The following is a 16,252-nucleotide window of genomic DNA, read 5'->3' as shown; positions in this document are numbered from 1 at the left end:
AATACTCTGAAGATAAATTCGTTGAAACCCGATCGACAGGCACAACCTCCCTGGCGATCGGTGAACGTTGCCAAGTAAGACAGAACTTACTTACAGCACGCGTTTGCTTCAGATGCGCGGAATGGCATCAAAGATGACGACCGGGTTGGCGGTGTAGATCCCCACCTGACTGTTGCCCGGCTTCTCTGCGGTAATCACCAGGTCGGCGCGCATGCCGCCGTTGGACTCGGTGTCGCCGACCACTTCCTGAGAATCAGCGGTCAACTCCGTGCCATTGAAGGTATAGGTCAGAGGAATGTTCAAGGCTGGATTACCGTTGAACAGCGGAGTAGGACCGCCCACGACATAAGCGCCGACCGAGCCGTTGGTGTGTTGAATATCATAGGTGCCACGGACTTCCGTCAGGGTGCCGGAGCCGACGACATACTGCATTTTCTCGTCTTTACCGAAGTCTTTGTCTACAGGCTGAGCGTGGAAGACCTTGCTCGGAATATCAGCGGTAATGTTGATGGAGGTGCGCGATTCTTCCGCCGCGAACGCCATCGAAGTGCTCAGGGCCAGGAGGGTCATGGGAACGGCGATTGCAAACGTCTTGAACATTATTGAGTACCTGTATTTTTTCAAAGGATTGGGCCGAGGAAAGTCTGGAAAGCCGACATCTCTCCATACGGTGATGGCGATTTCACTTAACTTTCGACGCCGAAGAATGATCGTCCAATCCCTTGAGAAAGTAAGTACGCAACTTCCCAAGAACATGTAGTAACAATGGCGTTCGAACAATAGGAAAAACATTGAAAAAACGCCAACTCGATTGTTTTACCCTCAGAGAAAGACTACACACAGTTCTAACTGGAAAAGCACACAGATACGAACTAGTTGAATTCCGTCAGACGAAGACTACTTATCTTGCGACAGTGGAATAATTATCAATTGATGAACTTTCATGATTAGTTCAATTGCTCTAAAAGAGCAACCGATACCGTATTCCTCATCGCTGATCGCGTCTGGACCTCAAGCGGTGGCCGAGAACGACCGTTGGTCCAGAACGGTTGCGCCCGCCTAAAGATATATCTTAAGTTGTATCTAAACACGACGAGAGAAGACGCAGAAATGAGAGACCATCATTCCCATCGAGACCATAGCGACAGCCGCGACGGCTTCGAGAAACGCCCAGGCCCCGGCCGTGAACGCGGCGGCCGCGGCCCCCGGGTGTTCGCCCCCGGCGACCTGAAACTGCTGCTGTTGGCGTTGATCGCGGAGCAGCCCTGCCACGGCTATGACCTGATCCGCCAGATCGAAAGCATGTTCGACGGCGCCTACTGCCCCAGCCCCGGTGTGATCTACCCGACCCTGACCTTTCTCGAAGAAAGCGAAATGATCCTGGGCGATGCCGAGGGCGGCAAAAAACGCTACACCATCACCGACGCCGGACGTCTGTCATTGACCGAACAGGCTATTGCGCTGGACGGCGTGCGAATGCGCATCGAGGTCAGCAAGCGCTCATTGCGCGGCCATGATCGCCCCGCCGAGATCCACGAGGCGGTGCACAACTTGCGTCACGCCCTGCAAATGCATCACGGCCGCTGGAGCCCGGAAGAAATCCTGCGGGTTCGCGACCTGCTCAACAACACCGCCAAAGCCATCGTCGATGGCCCTGCCGTTCAACCCGTCCAGGAGAAAGCCGAATGACTGAAGTTGTGCACACCATTCACCGTGTCATGCACGAGATCAAACGCCGTCGTCTGCAAGTGCTGCGGGTGGTTGACCTGACCCCGCGGATGCGTCGGATCACCCTGGGCGGCCCGGAGCTGGCCGGCTTCGTCAGCCTGGGCACGGACGACCACGTCAAACTGCTGTTCCCGCAAAACGCGGCCGAACACGCCGCACTGGAAACCCTGGTGCTCGGCGCCGGCAAAGACAACGGGCCGATGCCGGCGATGCGCGACTACACGCCGCGTCGCTACGACCTCGACACCCTGGAACTGGACATCGATTTTGTCCTGCATGGCGACGGCCCCGCCTCGACCTGGGCCGAGCAGGCCACGCCCGGCCAGTTCCTGCACATCGGCGGGCCGCGTGGCTCGATGATCGTGCCGGACATGTTCGACAGCTATTTGCTGATCGGCGACGAAACCGCCCTGCCCGCCATCGCCCGCCGGCTCGAAGGTCTGGCGGCCAATCGTCGTGCGCTGGTAATTGTGGAAGTGGAGAACGGCGCCGAGCAGCAACGCCTGGAAAGCGCCGCGCAGGTCAATGTGATCTGGGTCTTGCGCGAGGGTGGCAAAGACAACTTGCTGACCACCGTGAAGCAGCTGCAAGTGCCGAGCGGCAACCTGTATGCGTGGGTGGCGACCGAGACCAAGGTGTCACGGCAGATTCGTCGTGTGCTGCTTGATGAGCACGGTTTGAATGAACAATTCGTCAAGGCCGTGGGGTACTGGCGGGCGGAGGGCAGCGACGAGGAGTGACCGAAGGCTGGCAACCTTCCTGTGGCGAGGGAGCTTGCTCCCGCCGGGCTGCAACGCAGCCCAAAATCCGCTCACTCGGTGTACTGGTTAAAACTCGGTTGCAGGTTTTAGCGCCGCTTCGCGGCGCAGCGGGAGCAAGCTCCCTCGCCACAAAAGCCCTTCACATCACCCTCAGTATTCACCGACCGCGCCACCGGTCCAATGCGATCATTATTAGAGCAATCACCACAAACCCCGCCAACAATCCACCCGCATTCAAAAACACCTGTGGATAACCCAAGGTGCCGACGTCAATGAACGGATAGGGATAAACCGCCAACTCATGCCCCCTCAGCAATGAATAGGCGAAATACACCAGCGGATAGATCACCCACAACCCGAGATGCCGCAGGCGCAACGTGCCCTTGGGCACGCACCACCACCAATACGCCAGGAACAGCAGCGGCATGACGTCGTGCATCAACTCATCGGCCAGAAACTGCCAGCCTTCGGGATGCCACAAATGGCGCAACAACAGGCTGTACGCCAGACCGACGACCACGATGCTCACTGCAATGGCGCTACTGACCCACGGCTGCAAAAACCAGCGTCGCGCCGCCGACTCGCGAGAGGTCCACTCACATGTCAGCACCACCGCCACCAACGTATTGGTCAGCACGGTGAAATAGCTGAAAAAGCTCAGCAGCCCACCGATCAAGCTCGCTTCCAGTGTCCAGCGCGAGTACAGAATCAGGTACAGCTGAATGGCCAGTCCGGCCCAGCCCAGCACAGCGGCCACCGCCACAAAACGACGCCTCGCGGCAGAACCTGGCGTCGACAGAAAGCCCATGTTCAGAGCGGGCGCTTGGTGCGCATCAGCTTCACGTACAAGCGTTCAACCTTCTCCCGCGCCCATGGGGTTTTACGCAGGAAGGTCAGGCTCGACTTGATGCTCGGGTCACTCTTGAAACAGCGGATATCAATGCGCTCGGCCAGCCCCGACCATTCGTAATGTTCCACCAGGGCGTTGAGGATTTGCTCCAGCGTCACGCCGTGCAGCGGGTTGTTGTTCTGTTCGGTCATGCCGGGCCTTTGAGCGATGAAGGGGATTGGAAGCCGCGCACCTTAGCCGAGGGTGTCGCCGGGTGGAAGCGCTCTGTGCGCTCTCTGGTAAATGTAGGTGAACTTGAACCGATCGCTGTCCGGCACTGTTACCGAATACGAAATAATTCATGTCACGAAAAGCGCTTTCTCTATTTGTAACAGAACATTATCCTTGCGCCCGTCAAGCTGAAACGCTTCATCCAGGCGCGACATAGTGCCGCTTTCAGTTCACCCCCCAGAAAAGATCAAGAATTCCTTCTCTATGCCTGATTTCCCAACTCCGCGAGACAGCGCTGTCTGCATCGCTATTGCCAGTCGAAAAGCCCTGAACCTGATCGGTGGTTTCACTGCTTTTGGCCTGGCTACCTGCACTCAGGCCGCGCCCGCCTTCGATAGCGAATCGCCCTGGATGCTCGGCGACTGGAATGGCACGCGCACCGAACTTTCGGAAAAAGGCTACGACTTCAAAGTCGATTACACCGGCGAAATGGGCAGCAATCTGCACGGCGGCTACGACCACGATCGCACCGCACGCTACAGCGACCAGTTCGGTTTCGGCACGCACCTGGACTTGCAGAAAATCCTCGGCTGGGACGACGCTGAATTTCAGCTGACCATCACCGAGCGCAATGGCAACAACATCAGCAACGACCGGATCAACGATCCGCGTGTCGGCGGTTTCACTTCGGCGCAGGAAGTCTGGGGCCGTGGGCAAACCTGGCGCCTGACGCAGATGTGGTACCAGCAGAAATTTTTCGACCAGAAACTCGACATCAAAGTCGGCCGCTTCGGCGAAGGCGAAGACTTCAACAGCTTCCCATGCGACTTCCAGAACCTGGCGTTTTGTGGCTCGCAGGTCGGTAACTGGGTCGGCGGCATCTGGTACAACTGGCCCGTCAGCCAGTGGGCAATGCGGGTGAAATATCACCTGACGCCGGAGCTCTACGCGCAAATCGGCGCGTATGAGCAAAACCCGTCGAACCTTGATCGCGGCAACGGCTTCAAGCTCAGCGGCAGCGGCACCCAGGGCGCGATTCTGCCGGTCGAACTGGTGTGGTCACCAACACTCAACGGCCTGCCGGGCGAATACCGCGCCGGGTATTACTACAGCAACGCCAAGGCCATGGATGCCTACAAGGACAGCAATGGTCAGCCGGCAGCCCTGAGCGGCGAGGCTTACCGCAGCGCATCGAGCAAGCACGGCGTGTGGCTGGGTGTGCAGCAGCAGATCACCAGCCGAGCCAGCGACAATTCGCGCGGCCTGAGCGTGTTCGCCAACGGCACGATGCACGACAAGAAGACCAACGCCATCGACAACTATGTCCAGGCCGGCGTCGTCTACAAAGGCCTGTTCGATGCGCGCGCCAAGGACGACATCGGCTTTGCCCTCGCCCGGGTTCACGTCAACCCGGCCTATCGCAAGAACGCCGAAGCGACCAACCAGGCCCGCGTCGTCTATGACTACGACGACCCCTCGTTCCTGCCGCCCCAGGACACCGAATACAGCGCCGAACTCTATTACGGCGTGCACGTCACGAACTGGCTGACCGTGCGCCCCAACCTGCAATACATCCGCCACCCCGGTGGCGTGGACAAGGTCGATGACGCGCTGATCGGCGGGATAAAAATCACCTCGTCCTTTTAAGACACACACAAAACCTGTGGGAGCGAGCCTGCTCGCGAAGGGCCGTCAGCCTGAACATCAATGCCGACTGTCCCATCGCTTTCGCAAGCAGGCTCGCTCCTACAGGGAACGCACCAACTGAACCTTTTTTATCTGAACCATGCCCGCACAGGATCGTCATCTACAGTGAACTTGCGCGGGACTACTTGAAACGTCACGGAGAACCACACTATGAGCACTGATGGTGCTTTGAGTCGAAGCCGTCTACTGCCGACCCTGCTCGGCATTCTGCTTCTGCTAATGGGCCTGGCCATGCTGGCCGGCGGGATCAAGCTGAGCCTGCTCGGCGGCTCGTTGTATTACCTGCTGGCCGGTATCGGCCTGACGCTGACCGGCGTGCTGCTGATCCTGGCCCGCCGCGCTGCACTGGGCCTCTACGCACTGGTGCTGTTTGCCAGTACCGTGTGGGCCTTGTGGGAAGTCGGCCTCGATTGGTGGCAACTGGTGCCGCGTCTGGCGATGCTGTTTGCGCTGGGCCTCGTCATGTTGCTGCCGTGGTTCCGCCGTCCGTTGCTGATCACCGGCCCTGCGCCGATGAGCACTGGCGCACTGAGCGTGGCAGTGGTACTCGCGGGCGTTGCCGCACTGGCCAGCCAGTTCACCAACCCGGGTGAAATCAAAGGCGAACTGGACCGCGACAGCGTGCCCGGCATGACCAACACCGCCCCGGCCATGCCCGACGGTGACTGGAATTCCTACGGTCGTAGCGCTCATGGTGATCGTTACTCGCCACTGGCGCAGATCACCCCGCAGAACGTGAACAAGCTCGTTCCCGCCTGGACCTATCGCACTGGCGACCTGCCAGGGCCGAACGATCCGGGTGAAACCACCGCCGAAAACACCCCGCTGAAAGTCAACGGCATGCTCTACGTGTGCACGCCGCACAGCCAGGTGATCGCGCTGGACCCGGACACCGGCAAGGAAATCTGGCGTTTCGATCCGAAGCTCTCCACGCAAAACGCGGCGAACTTCAAGGGTTGGGCGCACATGACATGCCGTGGCGTGACCTATCACGATGACGCCGTCTACGCGTCCGAGCAAAGCCCGACCGGCACCGCCAGCCCTGCGCCGGTCAGCACCGTCTGCCCACGCCGGATCTTCCTGCCGACCGCCGACACCCGCCTGATCGCCCTCGACGCCGACACCGGCAAGATGTGCGAAGACTTCGGCGACAAAGGCCAGGTCGACTTGACTGCCAACATCGGCGGCTTCAATGCCGGCGGTTACTACTCCACCTCGCCTCCAGCGGTCACTAAAGACCTGGTGGTGATCGGCGGCCACGTCACCGACAACGTTTCCACCGACGAGCCCAGCGGCGTCATCCGCGCGTTCGACGTGCACACCGGCAAACTGGTGTGGAACTGGGACAGCGGCAACCCGGACGACACCACGCCGATTGCCGAAGGCCAGGTCTACACGCGCAACTCGCCGAACATGTGGTCCATGTTCGCCGTCGACGAAAAGCTCGGCATGCTTTACCTGCCGATGGGCAACCAGACCCCGGACCAGTTCGGTGGCGATCGCACCCCTGAGTCGGAACTGCACGCCGCCGGCCTGACCGCCCTCGACATCGCAACCGGCCAGGTGCGCTGGCACATGCAGTTCACCCACCATGACCTGTGGGACATGGACGTCGGTGGCCAGCCTACCCTGATGGACCTGAAAACCGCTGACGGCGTGAAGCCAGCGGTACTCGCGTCGACCAAGCAAGGCAGCATTTACGTGTTGGACCGCAGCACCGGCAAGCCGATTGTGCCGATCAACGAAGTGCCGGTGCCCCAAGGCGCTGTCGCTGGTGATCACACCTCGCCGACCCAACCCAAATCCGACCTCAACCTGATGCCGCCGCCGCTGCAAGAGCGCGACATGTGGGGCGTGACCCCGTTCGACCAACTGATCTGCCGGATCGACTTCAAATCCATGCGCTACGACGGCCCGTTCACGCCGCCATCGCTGCAGGGATCGATCGTTTATCCCGGCAACTTCGGCGTGTTCGACTGGGGCGGCATCGCGGTTGACCCGGTGCGTCAGATCGCTTTCGTGAACCCGAGCTACATGGCGTTCAAATCGAAAATGATCCCGGCCGCCGAAATCGCCGCCCAAGGCCCGCGTAAAAGCGAAACCGAAGGCGTGCAGCCGAACAAAGGCGCGCCTTACGGCGTCGTCCTCGAAGCCCTGCTCTCGCCAATGGGCCTGCCGTGCCAGGCGCCGGCCTGGGGTTATGTGGCCGCGGTCGACCTGACCACCCAAAAAACCATCTGGAAACACAAAAACGGCACCGTGCGCGACAGCTCACCGGTTCCGATCCCGCTGAGCATGGGCGTGCCTAGTCTGGGCGGCACCTTCACCACCGCGGGTGGCGTCGGCTTCCTGAGCGGCACCCTCGACCAGTACCTGCGCGCCTACGACGTGAAAAACGGCAAGCAGCTGTGGGAAGGCCGCCTGCCTGCCGGCGCTCAAACCACGCCAATGACCTACACCGGCAAGGACGGTAAGCAATACGTGCTTGTCGTTGCGGGCGGTCACGGGTCGCTGGGCACCAAGCAAGGTGACTATGTGATTGCGTACAAACTGTCCGAATAAGGTTTAGCGGCGGTTAAAGGAAAGGCGACTCCTGCGAGGGGGTCGCCTTTTTTTGCATCGCTGCACATCAAAATGTAGGAGTGAGCCTGCTCGCGATAGCGGACTGTCAGCCACCCAGGACGTTGAATGTTAAACAGCTATCGCGAGCAGGCTCGCTCCCACATTGGGTCGTGTCGGGCCTGAATTTTTTTGCCAGCGTCCTACAGCCGTGACTTTTATGGAGGAGGATTCCGACAAGTTCTGGCGGTTGTTGTGTCAGAAGCCCGTTCGATAGGCTTTCGGGGTCGCTGCAAATTCAGCGGCCGGGTTTGGTCGCCCGGGTTTAGAATGGCGCACTTTTCGTGCTTGCTTCATGGCGAGCTGTGCGTGGGAGGGCTCCGGCCCTGCCGGGTTCCATTCCCTGGTCGACCAACCTGCGTATGGTTCGCCACCCAACTGCTTGGTCGCAGTCGTGGCGAACTTCCAGTCCCCGAATGGAGCTTCACCATGCTCAAAGAAACCCCGAATCCCCCGCAAACCGACGACGTTTCCCCCTACGAATCCCTCGACTCCAAAAAACTCCACGATGCCGCCGAGCGCGCATTGGATCACTACCTCAACCCAGCAGCCCTCAAATCCCCTGCTACCCGCAAATCCAGCACGATGTTTTTGATTGCTCCGGATATCAAGGACGAAGACCTGCTCGCCCACACCTGCGAGTCATTGGCCCAGGCCAGCGTGATGGCGAGTGATTTCGCGGACTATCTGGAAGGCCCGCACCGGCACAAGGCAATGGCCATTCAACAGATCGTGATGCTGGCGGAACTGGCGGCGAACCGGATGCTCGATAACGTCGCCGTACCCAAACCTGCGCCACACTGCTGATCCCCTGTAGGAGCGAGGCTTGCCCGCGAAGGCGGTGTGTCATTCAACATCAATGTCGTCTGACACTCCGCCATCGCGAGCAGGCTCACTCCTACAGTGGAATGTGGGTATCTGCAAGAGATTGGTCGGCTGTCAGGCCGCCTTCGCGGGCAAGCCTCGCTCCTACAGTGGAATGTGGGTACCTGAAAAGAGATTGGTCGGCTGTCAGGCCGCCTTCGCGGGCAAGCCTCGCTCCTACAAGGGGTTCGGTGTACACGCTTCGCTCTTCACCACTCATTAGGCCGAGCGTTAGCTCGCCTGCAGCTTTTGATCTTGATCCACCCGCCCCTTTCGGGAGGCTGAGTGGAGGTGTTCATCCGGGGAGTGGCGCGTAGCGCCGTTCGACGCAGTCGAACACGCTGCATGTAGGTCGTCGCGAAGCAGACCGGAGGGCAGTGTCCCCGGATGGATACCGGAGCGAAGGTACGCCGAGCCTTAGCGAGGGGCCGGACGCTTGGGGCGAGACTTTTTGGTTCCTTTTGTGGCGTTTGACAAAAGGGACTCGCCGTAAGGGCGAAACCGCCAGCCGCCGTTACCGCAGAAACGGATATGTACCCAACCCCCAAGAACATGGTCGGCCCAAAGGCCGCCAAGTCAAAAGCACCTGTCCAAAACCTGAACACACACCCAGAAATATCCTGCCCCATTGAAACCACCCCCCACCTGCCCCATCTAAGACCCATACCCCATTGCGCAGGTGCCCCATGAGCGACCAGCAAGAATTCCCTGAAGACCCGAGCGAATACGCCGACCCAGAGAACGCCGAACACCATTCCACCGGCAAAGGCCTCGCCCTGCCCGGCCAGAACCTGCCGGACAAGGTCTACATCATCCCGATCCACAACCGCCCGTTCTTCCCGGCCCAAGTGCTGCCGGTCATCGTCAATGAAGAACCGTGGGCTGAAACGCTGGATCTTGTGAGTAAATCCGATCACCACTCCCTGGCCCTGTTCTACATGGACACGCCCCAGGAAGATCCGCGCCATTTCGACACCTCGGCCCTGCCGCTGTACGGCACCCTGGTCAAGGTGCACCACGCCAGTCGCGAAAACGGCAAACTGCAATTCGTCGCCCAAGGCCTGACCCGCGTGCGCATCCGCACCTGGCTCAAGCACCATCGCCCGCCGTATCTGGTGGAAGTCGAATACCCGCACCAGCCCACCGAGCCGACCGACGAGGTCAAGGCCTACGGCATGGCGCTGATCAATGCGATCAAGGAACTGCTGCCACTCAACCCGCTGTACAGCGAAGAGCTGAAAAACTACCTCAACCGCTTCAGCCCCAACGATCCGTCGCCGCTGACCGACTTCGCCGCCGCCCTGACCTCGGCCACCGGCAGCGAGCTGCAAGAAGTTCTCGACTGCGTGCCTATGCTCAAGCGCATGGAAAAAGTCCTGCCGATGCTGCGCAAGGAAGTCGAAGTTGCACGGCTGCAGAAAGAGATTTCCGCCGAAGTTAACCGCAAGATCGGCGAGCATCAGCGCGAGTTCTTCCTCAAGGAACAACTCAAGGTCATCCAGCAAGAGCTGGGGCTGACCAAGGACGACCGCAGCGCCGACATCGAACAGTTCGAGCAGCGTCTGGAAGGCAAGGTGCTGTCGAGCCAGGCGCAGAAACGCATCGAAGAGGAAATGAACAAGCTGTCGATCCTCGAGACCGGTTCGCCGGAATACGCGGTCACCCGCAACTACCTCGACTGGGCGACTTCGGTGCCATGGGGCGTGTACGGCGAGGACAAACTCGACCTCAAGCACGCACGCAAGGTCTTGGACAAACACCACGCCGGCCTCGACGACATCAAGGACCGCATCCTCGAATTTCTTGCGGTCGGTGCTTATAAAGGCGAGATCAGCGGCTCCATCGTCTTGCTGGTCGGCCCGCCGGGCGTGGGTAAAACCAGCGTCGGCAAGTCCATCGCCGAATCCCTCGGCCGGCCGTTCTACCGCTTCAGCCTCGGCGGCATGCGCGACGAAGCCGAGATCAAGGGCCACCGCCGCACCTACATCGGCGCGCAACCGGGCAAACTCGTGCAAGCATTGAAAGACGTCGAAGTGATGAACCCCGTGATCATGCTCGACGAAATCGACAAGATGGGCCAAAGCTACCAGGGCGACCCGGCCTCGGCGCTGCTGGAAACGCTGGACCCGGAACAGAACGTCGAATTTCTCGACCACTATCTCGACCTGCGGATGGACCTGTCGAAAGTGCTGTTCATCTGCACCGCCAACACCCTGGATTCGATTCCCGGCCCATTGCTGGACCGGATGGAAGTGATTCGCCTGTCGGGTTACATCACCGAAGAAAAAATCGCCATCGCCAAGCGTCACCTGTGGCCCAAGCAGCTGGAAAAGGCCGGCGTGTCCAAAGGCAGCTTGAGCATCAGCGACAGCGCGCTCAAAGCCCTGATTGATGGTTACGCCCGCGAAGCCGGGGTGCGCCACTTGGAAAAACAACTGGGCAAACTGGTGCGCAAAGCCGTGGTGAAGTTGATCGACGAGCCGAAAGCGGTGATCAAAATCGGGCCGAAAGACCTCGAAGCCTCGCTCGGCCATCCGGTGTTCCGCAACGAGCAAGTGCTGTCCGGCACCGGCGTGATCACCGGGCTGGCCTGGACCAGCATGGGCGGCGCAACATTGCCGATCGAAGCCACGCGCATCCACACGCTCAACCGTGGCTTCAAACTCACCGGGCAACTGGGCGACGTGATGAAAGAGTCGGCGGAAATCGCCTACAGCTACGTCAGCTCGAATCTGAAGTCGTTTGGCGGTGATCCGAAATTCTTCGACGAAGCCTTCGTCCACCTGCACGTCCCGGAAGGCGCCACCCCGAAAGACGGCCCGAGCGCCGGCGTGACCATGGCCAGCGCCCTGCTCTCGCTCGCCCGAAACCAGGCGCCGAAAAAAGGCATCGCCATGACCGGCGAACTCACGCTGACCGGGCATGTACTGCCGATTGGCGGGGTGCGTGAGAAGGTGATTGCGGCGCGGCGCCAGAAAATCTTCGAATTGATCCTGCCGGAGCCGAACCGTGGCAGTTTTGACGAACTGCCGGACTACCTGAAGGAAGGGATTACCGTGCACTTTGCCAAGCGCTTTGCGGATGTGGCGAAGATTTTGTTCTGAATGAATGTTCGCCATCATGCCTGCACTGCAGGTGTGCTGGCGAACCACTCTTATTCCTAATAAAGCTAAGTAACTGTCAGACATGACAGTTACCTCCTATTGAATTGATCGCCAAACTTCCCACTCGAGAATGGCTCATCATCAAAAGGAATTAGCACATGACCACAGATAAAATCAGCCCCTCTACCGAAGAACTGTTCGCCTTGGATGGCAACATGACGTTCATGGGGCCCGGTCGGCTTGAGTTCAGATCGAATGATCTGGAGATTCGACTTTTAATCCTGAACGAAACGACGATTGGTTTTTATCAGAACCGGAACCGTCCTGCCGAAAAGCACCTGTCGTTTACTTTCAGCAAAGACATTAAAAGTGGCACTCACGAACTTGCGCAAGCGGGCCCCTTCCTCGCGGCGAATTTCCATGAAGCGCTTAACAATCAACTGGGCATGCAATCCCCCGAGCATTACAAAGCAACCAAAGGCACGGTAAACCTGGTTCTTTTGGACAGCTCGCCTGATCAAACCAGTCATATTGTCACTGGTTTCAATCTAACTCTGGAATCGTCGACTACCGGTAAAAGCATTGATCTTTCCGGAGAATTTCAAAGCCACATGACTTACACCACGGCGAAATAGGCCTGACTGCACCTCTACGGGCGCTGAACAGGTACCAGAAGATCGCGCCCGTAGTCCCTTCCGTCACAATTTGTCTCATCTTCAGTTATGCTCGCCGTTCGTCGTGAATGCCGGAGCCACTGAACTTATGTCCCCCACTCGCCTGTTTGTCCCCCTCGCCCTCACCTTGCTGGCCGCTTGCGCCACGCAACCGAAACAGAACGTGACCGTGGAAAAACAAGGCGAATGCCCGGTGCAAATGCGCAATGGACAAAACCTCATCCTGACCCTGCCAAGCAACCCGACCACGGGTTATCGCTGGTCGATCCAGGATTCGGCTGGTGGTGTGCTGCATGCGCTCAGCCCCGAGGTGTACAGCAACCCGGAAGACGCCGGGATCGTCGGCAGCGCCGGCATTTCGACCTGGCGCTTCCAGGCATTTGCCATCGGTACAGGCCGCTTGCGCCTGACCTATTCACAGCCATGGGCCCCGGAAGTGCCGGCCGTGAAAACCTTCGATTGCGCGATTGCGGTTAACTGATCGTGGGCTGGCTGATTCTGGCGCTGATGGGCGCAGTGACCTTTCTGTATGGCTTGAGCGTGCACGCTGCGCTGCTGTGCCTGCTGGTCAAACCGTTGCCGGTCTTGGCGCTGCTCGGTTGGCTGCACGACGCACCGCCCACTGAGTATCGGCGCTGGATCAGCCTCGGATTGATTTTCTCCCTGCTCGGCGATGTGTTGCTGGCGTGGCCGGGGGATTTGTTTGTGTTTGGCCTTGGGGCATTTCTGGTCGCCCACCTGGCGTATCTGAAAGCTTACTTGAGCGATTGCCGGCGGTTGGCGTTGTTGCCATTGGTGATTGCCTTGGGGGTTGGCGCGGTTCTGTTGGGGATTTTGATTTCCCACGGACTGGGCCCACTGTTGATTCCGGTGATCGTCTACGGTTTGGCCATCAGTGCGATGCTCTGGCGGGCGCTGGCCCGGCTCGGGACCGACGTGCCGAAACGCTCGGCGCTGCTGGCGGCGGCGGGTGCGGTGGCGTTTGTGTTTTCCGATAGCGTGATTGGCATCAGTCGCTTTGCGGTGCCATTCGATGCTGCGCCCTACGTGATCATTCTCAGTTACTGGCTGGGGCAATGGGGGATTGCGGCGTCTGCGTTTGGTAAGGAAAGTACCGTAGGTGGTACGGAGTAAACTGTTTGTCGTAATGAAATAAAAAATAGACCCTATCGCCAAACGTTATAAACAGCTGTCAGATCTGACAGTAGTCCGATGTTCCTTGTGAATTTATTATTTGTTCGGCGTCACCCCATCACACATATAATACAAGGAAGAGTTTTATGAGTTTTTTTCAAAGCAAAAACACACTCGCGTCTGCAGATCCAATTATTACCGTCAGCGCAGAAACTCAAGCGACAGTTTCAAACCGGGTAAAGTTTGACAGTCAAATTGTCGAATTCGAGGCCGATCCCAACAGTAATCAAATCGCGCTGGTCACTCGCGCGAACACACAAGACTACTCACATAGAAGTAAAAAAGGTCTGGTGCTGGTATTTGATAAAAATATCAAATCCGGCACCTATTCGGTCGCCGATCAAAGTTTCCCCTTCAAAGATGTTTATTATTTTGAAACGGGAACCATCCCTGGCTTTACGACCTCTTTTGCTTATAAGCCTAATAGCGGTTCTTTCACGGTAGAAACGGTTGAGAGCAGTTCTGAGAAACTGCATTATCAAATCGGCTTTGATTTCAAAGGCGTAAATGAGCAAAATGAAGAGCTCAAAATCTCTGGCAAATCCACCTATATCGTGTTGCTTAAACAGCAGTAATCATCTGAATGGCCAAGTCTCAACTTCAGGATTTGGCCATTCGTTTTTATCTGTCGTGTTCCCCACCGACAGCTCCCTGACCCAACGGCTCACAATCCCCCATCGGGCATCTCTCACGCTTTATCAGACAACCCGCGCATCCCCCCGTCAATTTGGCTAAAATGCCGGCCTTTTCCACCTACGCCGCTGGAACCGCCGTGAGCAAAGAACCCGATCGCCTTTTCGCCCAGCCTTTGGCCCAGGTGCCCGACTTCGCCTTTAACGAGGACGTGGTGCGGGTGTTCCCGGACATGATCAAGCGCTCGGTGCCGGGTTATCCGACCATCGTCGAGAACCTCGGCGTGCTCGCCGCGCAATTCGCCCAGCCCAACAGCGTGCTCTACGACCTCGGCTCATCCCTGGGCGCCGTGACTCAAGCATTGCGCCGCCACGTGCGCACCGACGGTTGCCGCGTGATCGCTGTGGATAACTCCGCCGCGATGGTCGAGCGCTGCCGCGAATACCTCAACGGTCAAGACTCGATGTTCCAGGAGTTGCTGCCCGTGGAAGTGATCGAAGGTGACATCCTCGCCCTCGAATTCCAGCCCGCCTCGGTGGTGGCACTGAACTTCACCCTGCAATTCATCGCCCCGGACCAGCGCACCGCGTTGCTTTCGCGCATCCGCCAATCGCTGCTGCCTGGCGGTGCGTTGATCCTGTCGGAGAAGCTGCGCTTCAACGACCTCGAAGAACATGCGTTGCTCACTGATTTGCACGTCGCGTTCAAACGCGCCAACGGCTACAGCGAACTGGAAATCGCCCAGAAGCGCAGCGCCATCGAAAACGTCATGAAGCCCGACAGCCTCGAAGAACACCGCGAGCGCCTGTTGGCGGCCGGGTTCTCGAAAGTCGTGCCGTGGTTCCAGTGTCTTAACTTTGCCTCGTTGATTGCCTTGCCATGATTGATCTGTCCCCCCTCGCCCGCCGTCTGGCCGGCACGCCGCTGGCCGAATGGGCCAACACCCTGCAAGCGCAACTCGACAAGAAAATGGAAAAGGGCCACGGCGACCTGGAGCGCTGGCAAAGTGCGCTGGATGCGTTGCCGAAGATTCAGCCGAGTGAAGTCGACTTGTTGAACGGTCTGACACTGGACACCGATTGCGACCCTGAGACCCGCGCGCAAATGCGCACCGCGTTGATGGGGTTGTCGCCATGGCGCAAAGGACCGTTTGACCTGTTTGGTGTGCACGTCGACACGGAATGGCGTTCGGACTGGAAATGGTCTCGGGTCGCGCCGCACCTGGACCTCAAGGGCAAACGCATCCTGGATGTGGGGTGCGGCAATGGTTATTACATGTGGCGCATGCTTGGTGCTGGCGCCGACAGTGTGATCGGTGTCGACCCGAACTGGCTGTTCTTCTGCCAGTTCCAGGCGGTGCAGCGTTACTTGTCAGAACCCAATGCCTGGCACCTGCCGTTCCCTTTCGAAGACCTGCCACCGAACATGGAAGGCTTCGACACGGTGTTTTCCATGGGCGTGTTCTACCACCGTCGTTCGCCGATCGAGCATTTGCTGGCGCTGAAGGATTGCCTGGTCAAGGGCGGTGAACTGGTGCTGGAGACGTTGGTGATCGAAGGCGATCAACAGCAGGTGCTGGTGCCGGAAGACCGATATGCGCAGATGCGCAACGTGTGGTTCCTGCCGTCGGTGCCGGCGCTGGAGTTGTGGTTGCGACGTGCCGGGTTTACGGATGTTCGCTGCGTTGACGTCAGCGTGACCACGGTCGAGGAACAGCGCGGGACGGAGTGGATGAAGTATCAGTCGTTGAGTGACTTCCTGGATCCGGACGATCACAGCAAAACGATTGAAGGACTGCCGGCGCCGATGCGTGCCGTCATCGTGGCCCGTAAGTAAATCTATCAAACACCGCATAACCCTGTAGGAGTGAGCCTGCTCGCGATGGCGGTCTAACAGTCACATCAATAT

At 58.6% G+C, this 16,252-nt stretch carries 15 protein-coding genes; 12 read left to right on the top strand and 3 right to left on the bottom strand.

What is annotated here, in order from left to right; translation table 11 throughout:
* Positions 1 to 108: 108 nt before the first annotated feature.
* Positions 109 to 600 carry a CS1 type fimbrial major subunit gene (locus QMX98_RS12810; RefSeq protein WP_145308475.1) on the bottom strand — a complete coding sequence of 164 codons (492 nt, stop codon included), beginning with the start codon at positions 598 to 600 and terminating at the stop codon, positions 109 to 111.
* A gap of 510 nt (positions 601 to 1,110) precedes the next feature.
* Here QMX98_RS12810 and QMX98_RS12805 point away from each other — a divergent pair.
* The gene (locus tag QMX98_RS12805; protein WP_010457769.1) at positions 1,111 to 1,689 is read left to right on the top strand and encodes a PadR family transcriptional regulator; all 579 of its coding nucleotides are present in this window, start codon (positions 1,111 to 1,113) and stop codon (positions 1,687 to 1,689) included.
* Entirely contained in the window at positions 1,686 to 2,468 is a 783-nt protein-coding gene (locus QMX98_RS12800) for a siderophore-interacting protein (protein WP_010457772.1), read from the top strand. Before QMX98_RS12805 ends, QMX98_RS12800 begins: the two co-directional genes overlap by 4 nt.
* A gap of 178 nt (positions 2,469 to 2,646) precedes the next feature.
* Here the strand turns inward: QMX98_RS12800 and QMX98_RS12795 are convergent, their stop codons facing one another.
* Together QMX98_RS12795 and QMX98_RS12790 are read right to left on the bottom strand one after the other, a co-directional pair.
* Positions 2,647 to 3,297, bottom strand: coding sequence for a Pr6Pr family membrane protein (locus QMX98_RS12795; protein ID WP_077749807.1), 651 nt, complete (start codon positions 3,295 to 3,297; stop codon positions 2,647 to 2,649).
* Between the two features lie 2 nt (positions 3,298 to 3,299).
* A complete protein-coding gene (locus tag QMX98_RS12790) occupies positions 3,300 to 3,530 on the bottom strand; it encodes a VF530 family protein (RefSeq protein WP_007903672.1) in 231 nt (76 codons plus the stop codon).
* A gap of 283 nt (positions 3,531 to 3,813) precedes the next feature.
* Here QMX98_RS12790 and QMX98_RS12785 point away from each other — a divergent pair, with 283 nt between their 5' ends.
* From QMX98_RS12785 to cmoB, 10 genes are all read left to right on the top strand, one after another.
* Positions 3,814 to 5,196, top strand: a complete 1,383-nt coding sequence (locus QMX98_RS12785; RefSeq protein ID WP_282410855.1) for a carbohydrate porin — start codon at positions 3,814 to 3,816, stop codon at positions 5,194 to 5,196.
* 210 nt (positions 5,197 to 5,406) lie between these two features.
* Complete coding sequence (locus QMX98_RS12780; protein ID WP_282410854.1) at positions 5,407 to 7,818, top strand: glucose/quinate/shikimate family membrane-bound PQQ-dependent dehydrogenase; 2,412 nt, start codon at positions 5,407 to 5,409, stop codon at positions 7,816 to 7,818.
* 486 nt (positions 7,819 to 8,304) lie between these two features.
* A complete protein-coding gene (locus QMX98_RS12775; protein WP_282410853.1) occupies positions 8,305 to 8,682 on the top strand; it encodes a DUF6124 family protein in 378 nt (125 codons plus the stop codon).
* A 743-nt stretch (positions 8,683 to 9,425) separates the two neighbouring features.
* Positions 9,426 to 11,843 (top strand): endopeptidase La, encoded by a 2,418-nt coding sequence (gene lon, locus QMX98_RS12770; RefSeq protein WP_010457788.1) that lies wholly within the window; start codon positions 9,426 to 9,428, stop codon positions 11,841 to 11,843.
* 158 nt (positions 11,844 to 12,001) lie between these two features.
* Complete coding sequence (locus tag QMX98_RS12765) at positions 12,002 to 12,478, top strand: hypothetical protein (RefSeq protein WP_282410852.1); 477 nt, start codon at positions 12,002 to 12,004, stop codon at positions 12,476 to 12,478.
* 127 nt (positions 12,479 to 12,605) lie between these two features.
* Positions 12,606 to 12,998 carry a protease inhibitor I42 family protein gene (locus QMX98_RS12760; protein WP_282410851.1) on the top strand — a complete coding sequence of 131 codons (393 nt, stop codon included), beginning with the start codon at positions 12,606 to 12,608 and terminating at the stop codon, positions 12,996 to 12,998.
* A 2-nt stretch (positions 12,999 to 13,000) separates the two neighbouring features.
* Positions 13,001 to 13,651 (top strand): lysoplasmalogenase, encoded by a 651-nt coding sequence (locus QMX98_RS12755; protein ID WP_282410850.1) that lies wholly within the window; start codon positions 13,001 to 13,003, stop codon positions 13,649 to 13,651.
* A gap of 146 nt (positions 13,652 to 13,797) precedes the next feature.
* Positions 13,798 to 14,286, top strand: a complete 489-nt coding sequence (locus tag QMX98_RS12750; RefSeq protein WP_282410849.1) for a hypothetical protein — start codon at positions 13,798 to 13,800, stop codon at positions 14,284 to 14,286.
* Positions 14,287 to 14,447: 161 nt separating this feature from the next.
* Entirely contained in the window at positions 14,448 to 15,227 is a 780-nt protein-coding gene (cmoA, locus tag QMX98_RS12745; RefSeq protein ID WP_154501569.1) for a carboxy-S-adenosyl-L-methionine synthase CmoA, read from the top strand.
* Positions 15,224 to 16,180, top strand: a complete 957-nt coding sequence (gene cmoB, locus QMX98_RS12740; protein ID WP_010457799.1) for a tRNA 5-methoxyuridine(34)/uridine 5-oxyacetic acid(34) synthase CmoB — start codon at positions 15,224 to 15,226, stop codon at positions 16,178 to 16,180. Before cmoA ends, cmoB begins: the two co-directional genes overlap by 4 nt.
* Positions 16,181 to 16,252 lie beyond the last annotated feature (72 nt).

It is taken from the genome of Pseudomonas sp. PS02303 (assembly GCF_029959925.1).
GTDB classification, from domain to species: Bacteria; Pseudomonadota; Gammaproteobacteria; order Pseudomonadales; family Pseudomonadaceae; genus Aquipseudomonas; species Aquipseudomonas mandelii.
Note: the sequence above shows the minus strand (reverse complement) of the source record. Positions and strands in the feature narration are given on the sequence as shown.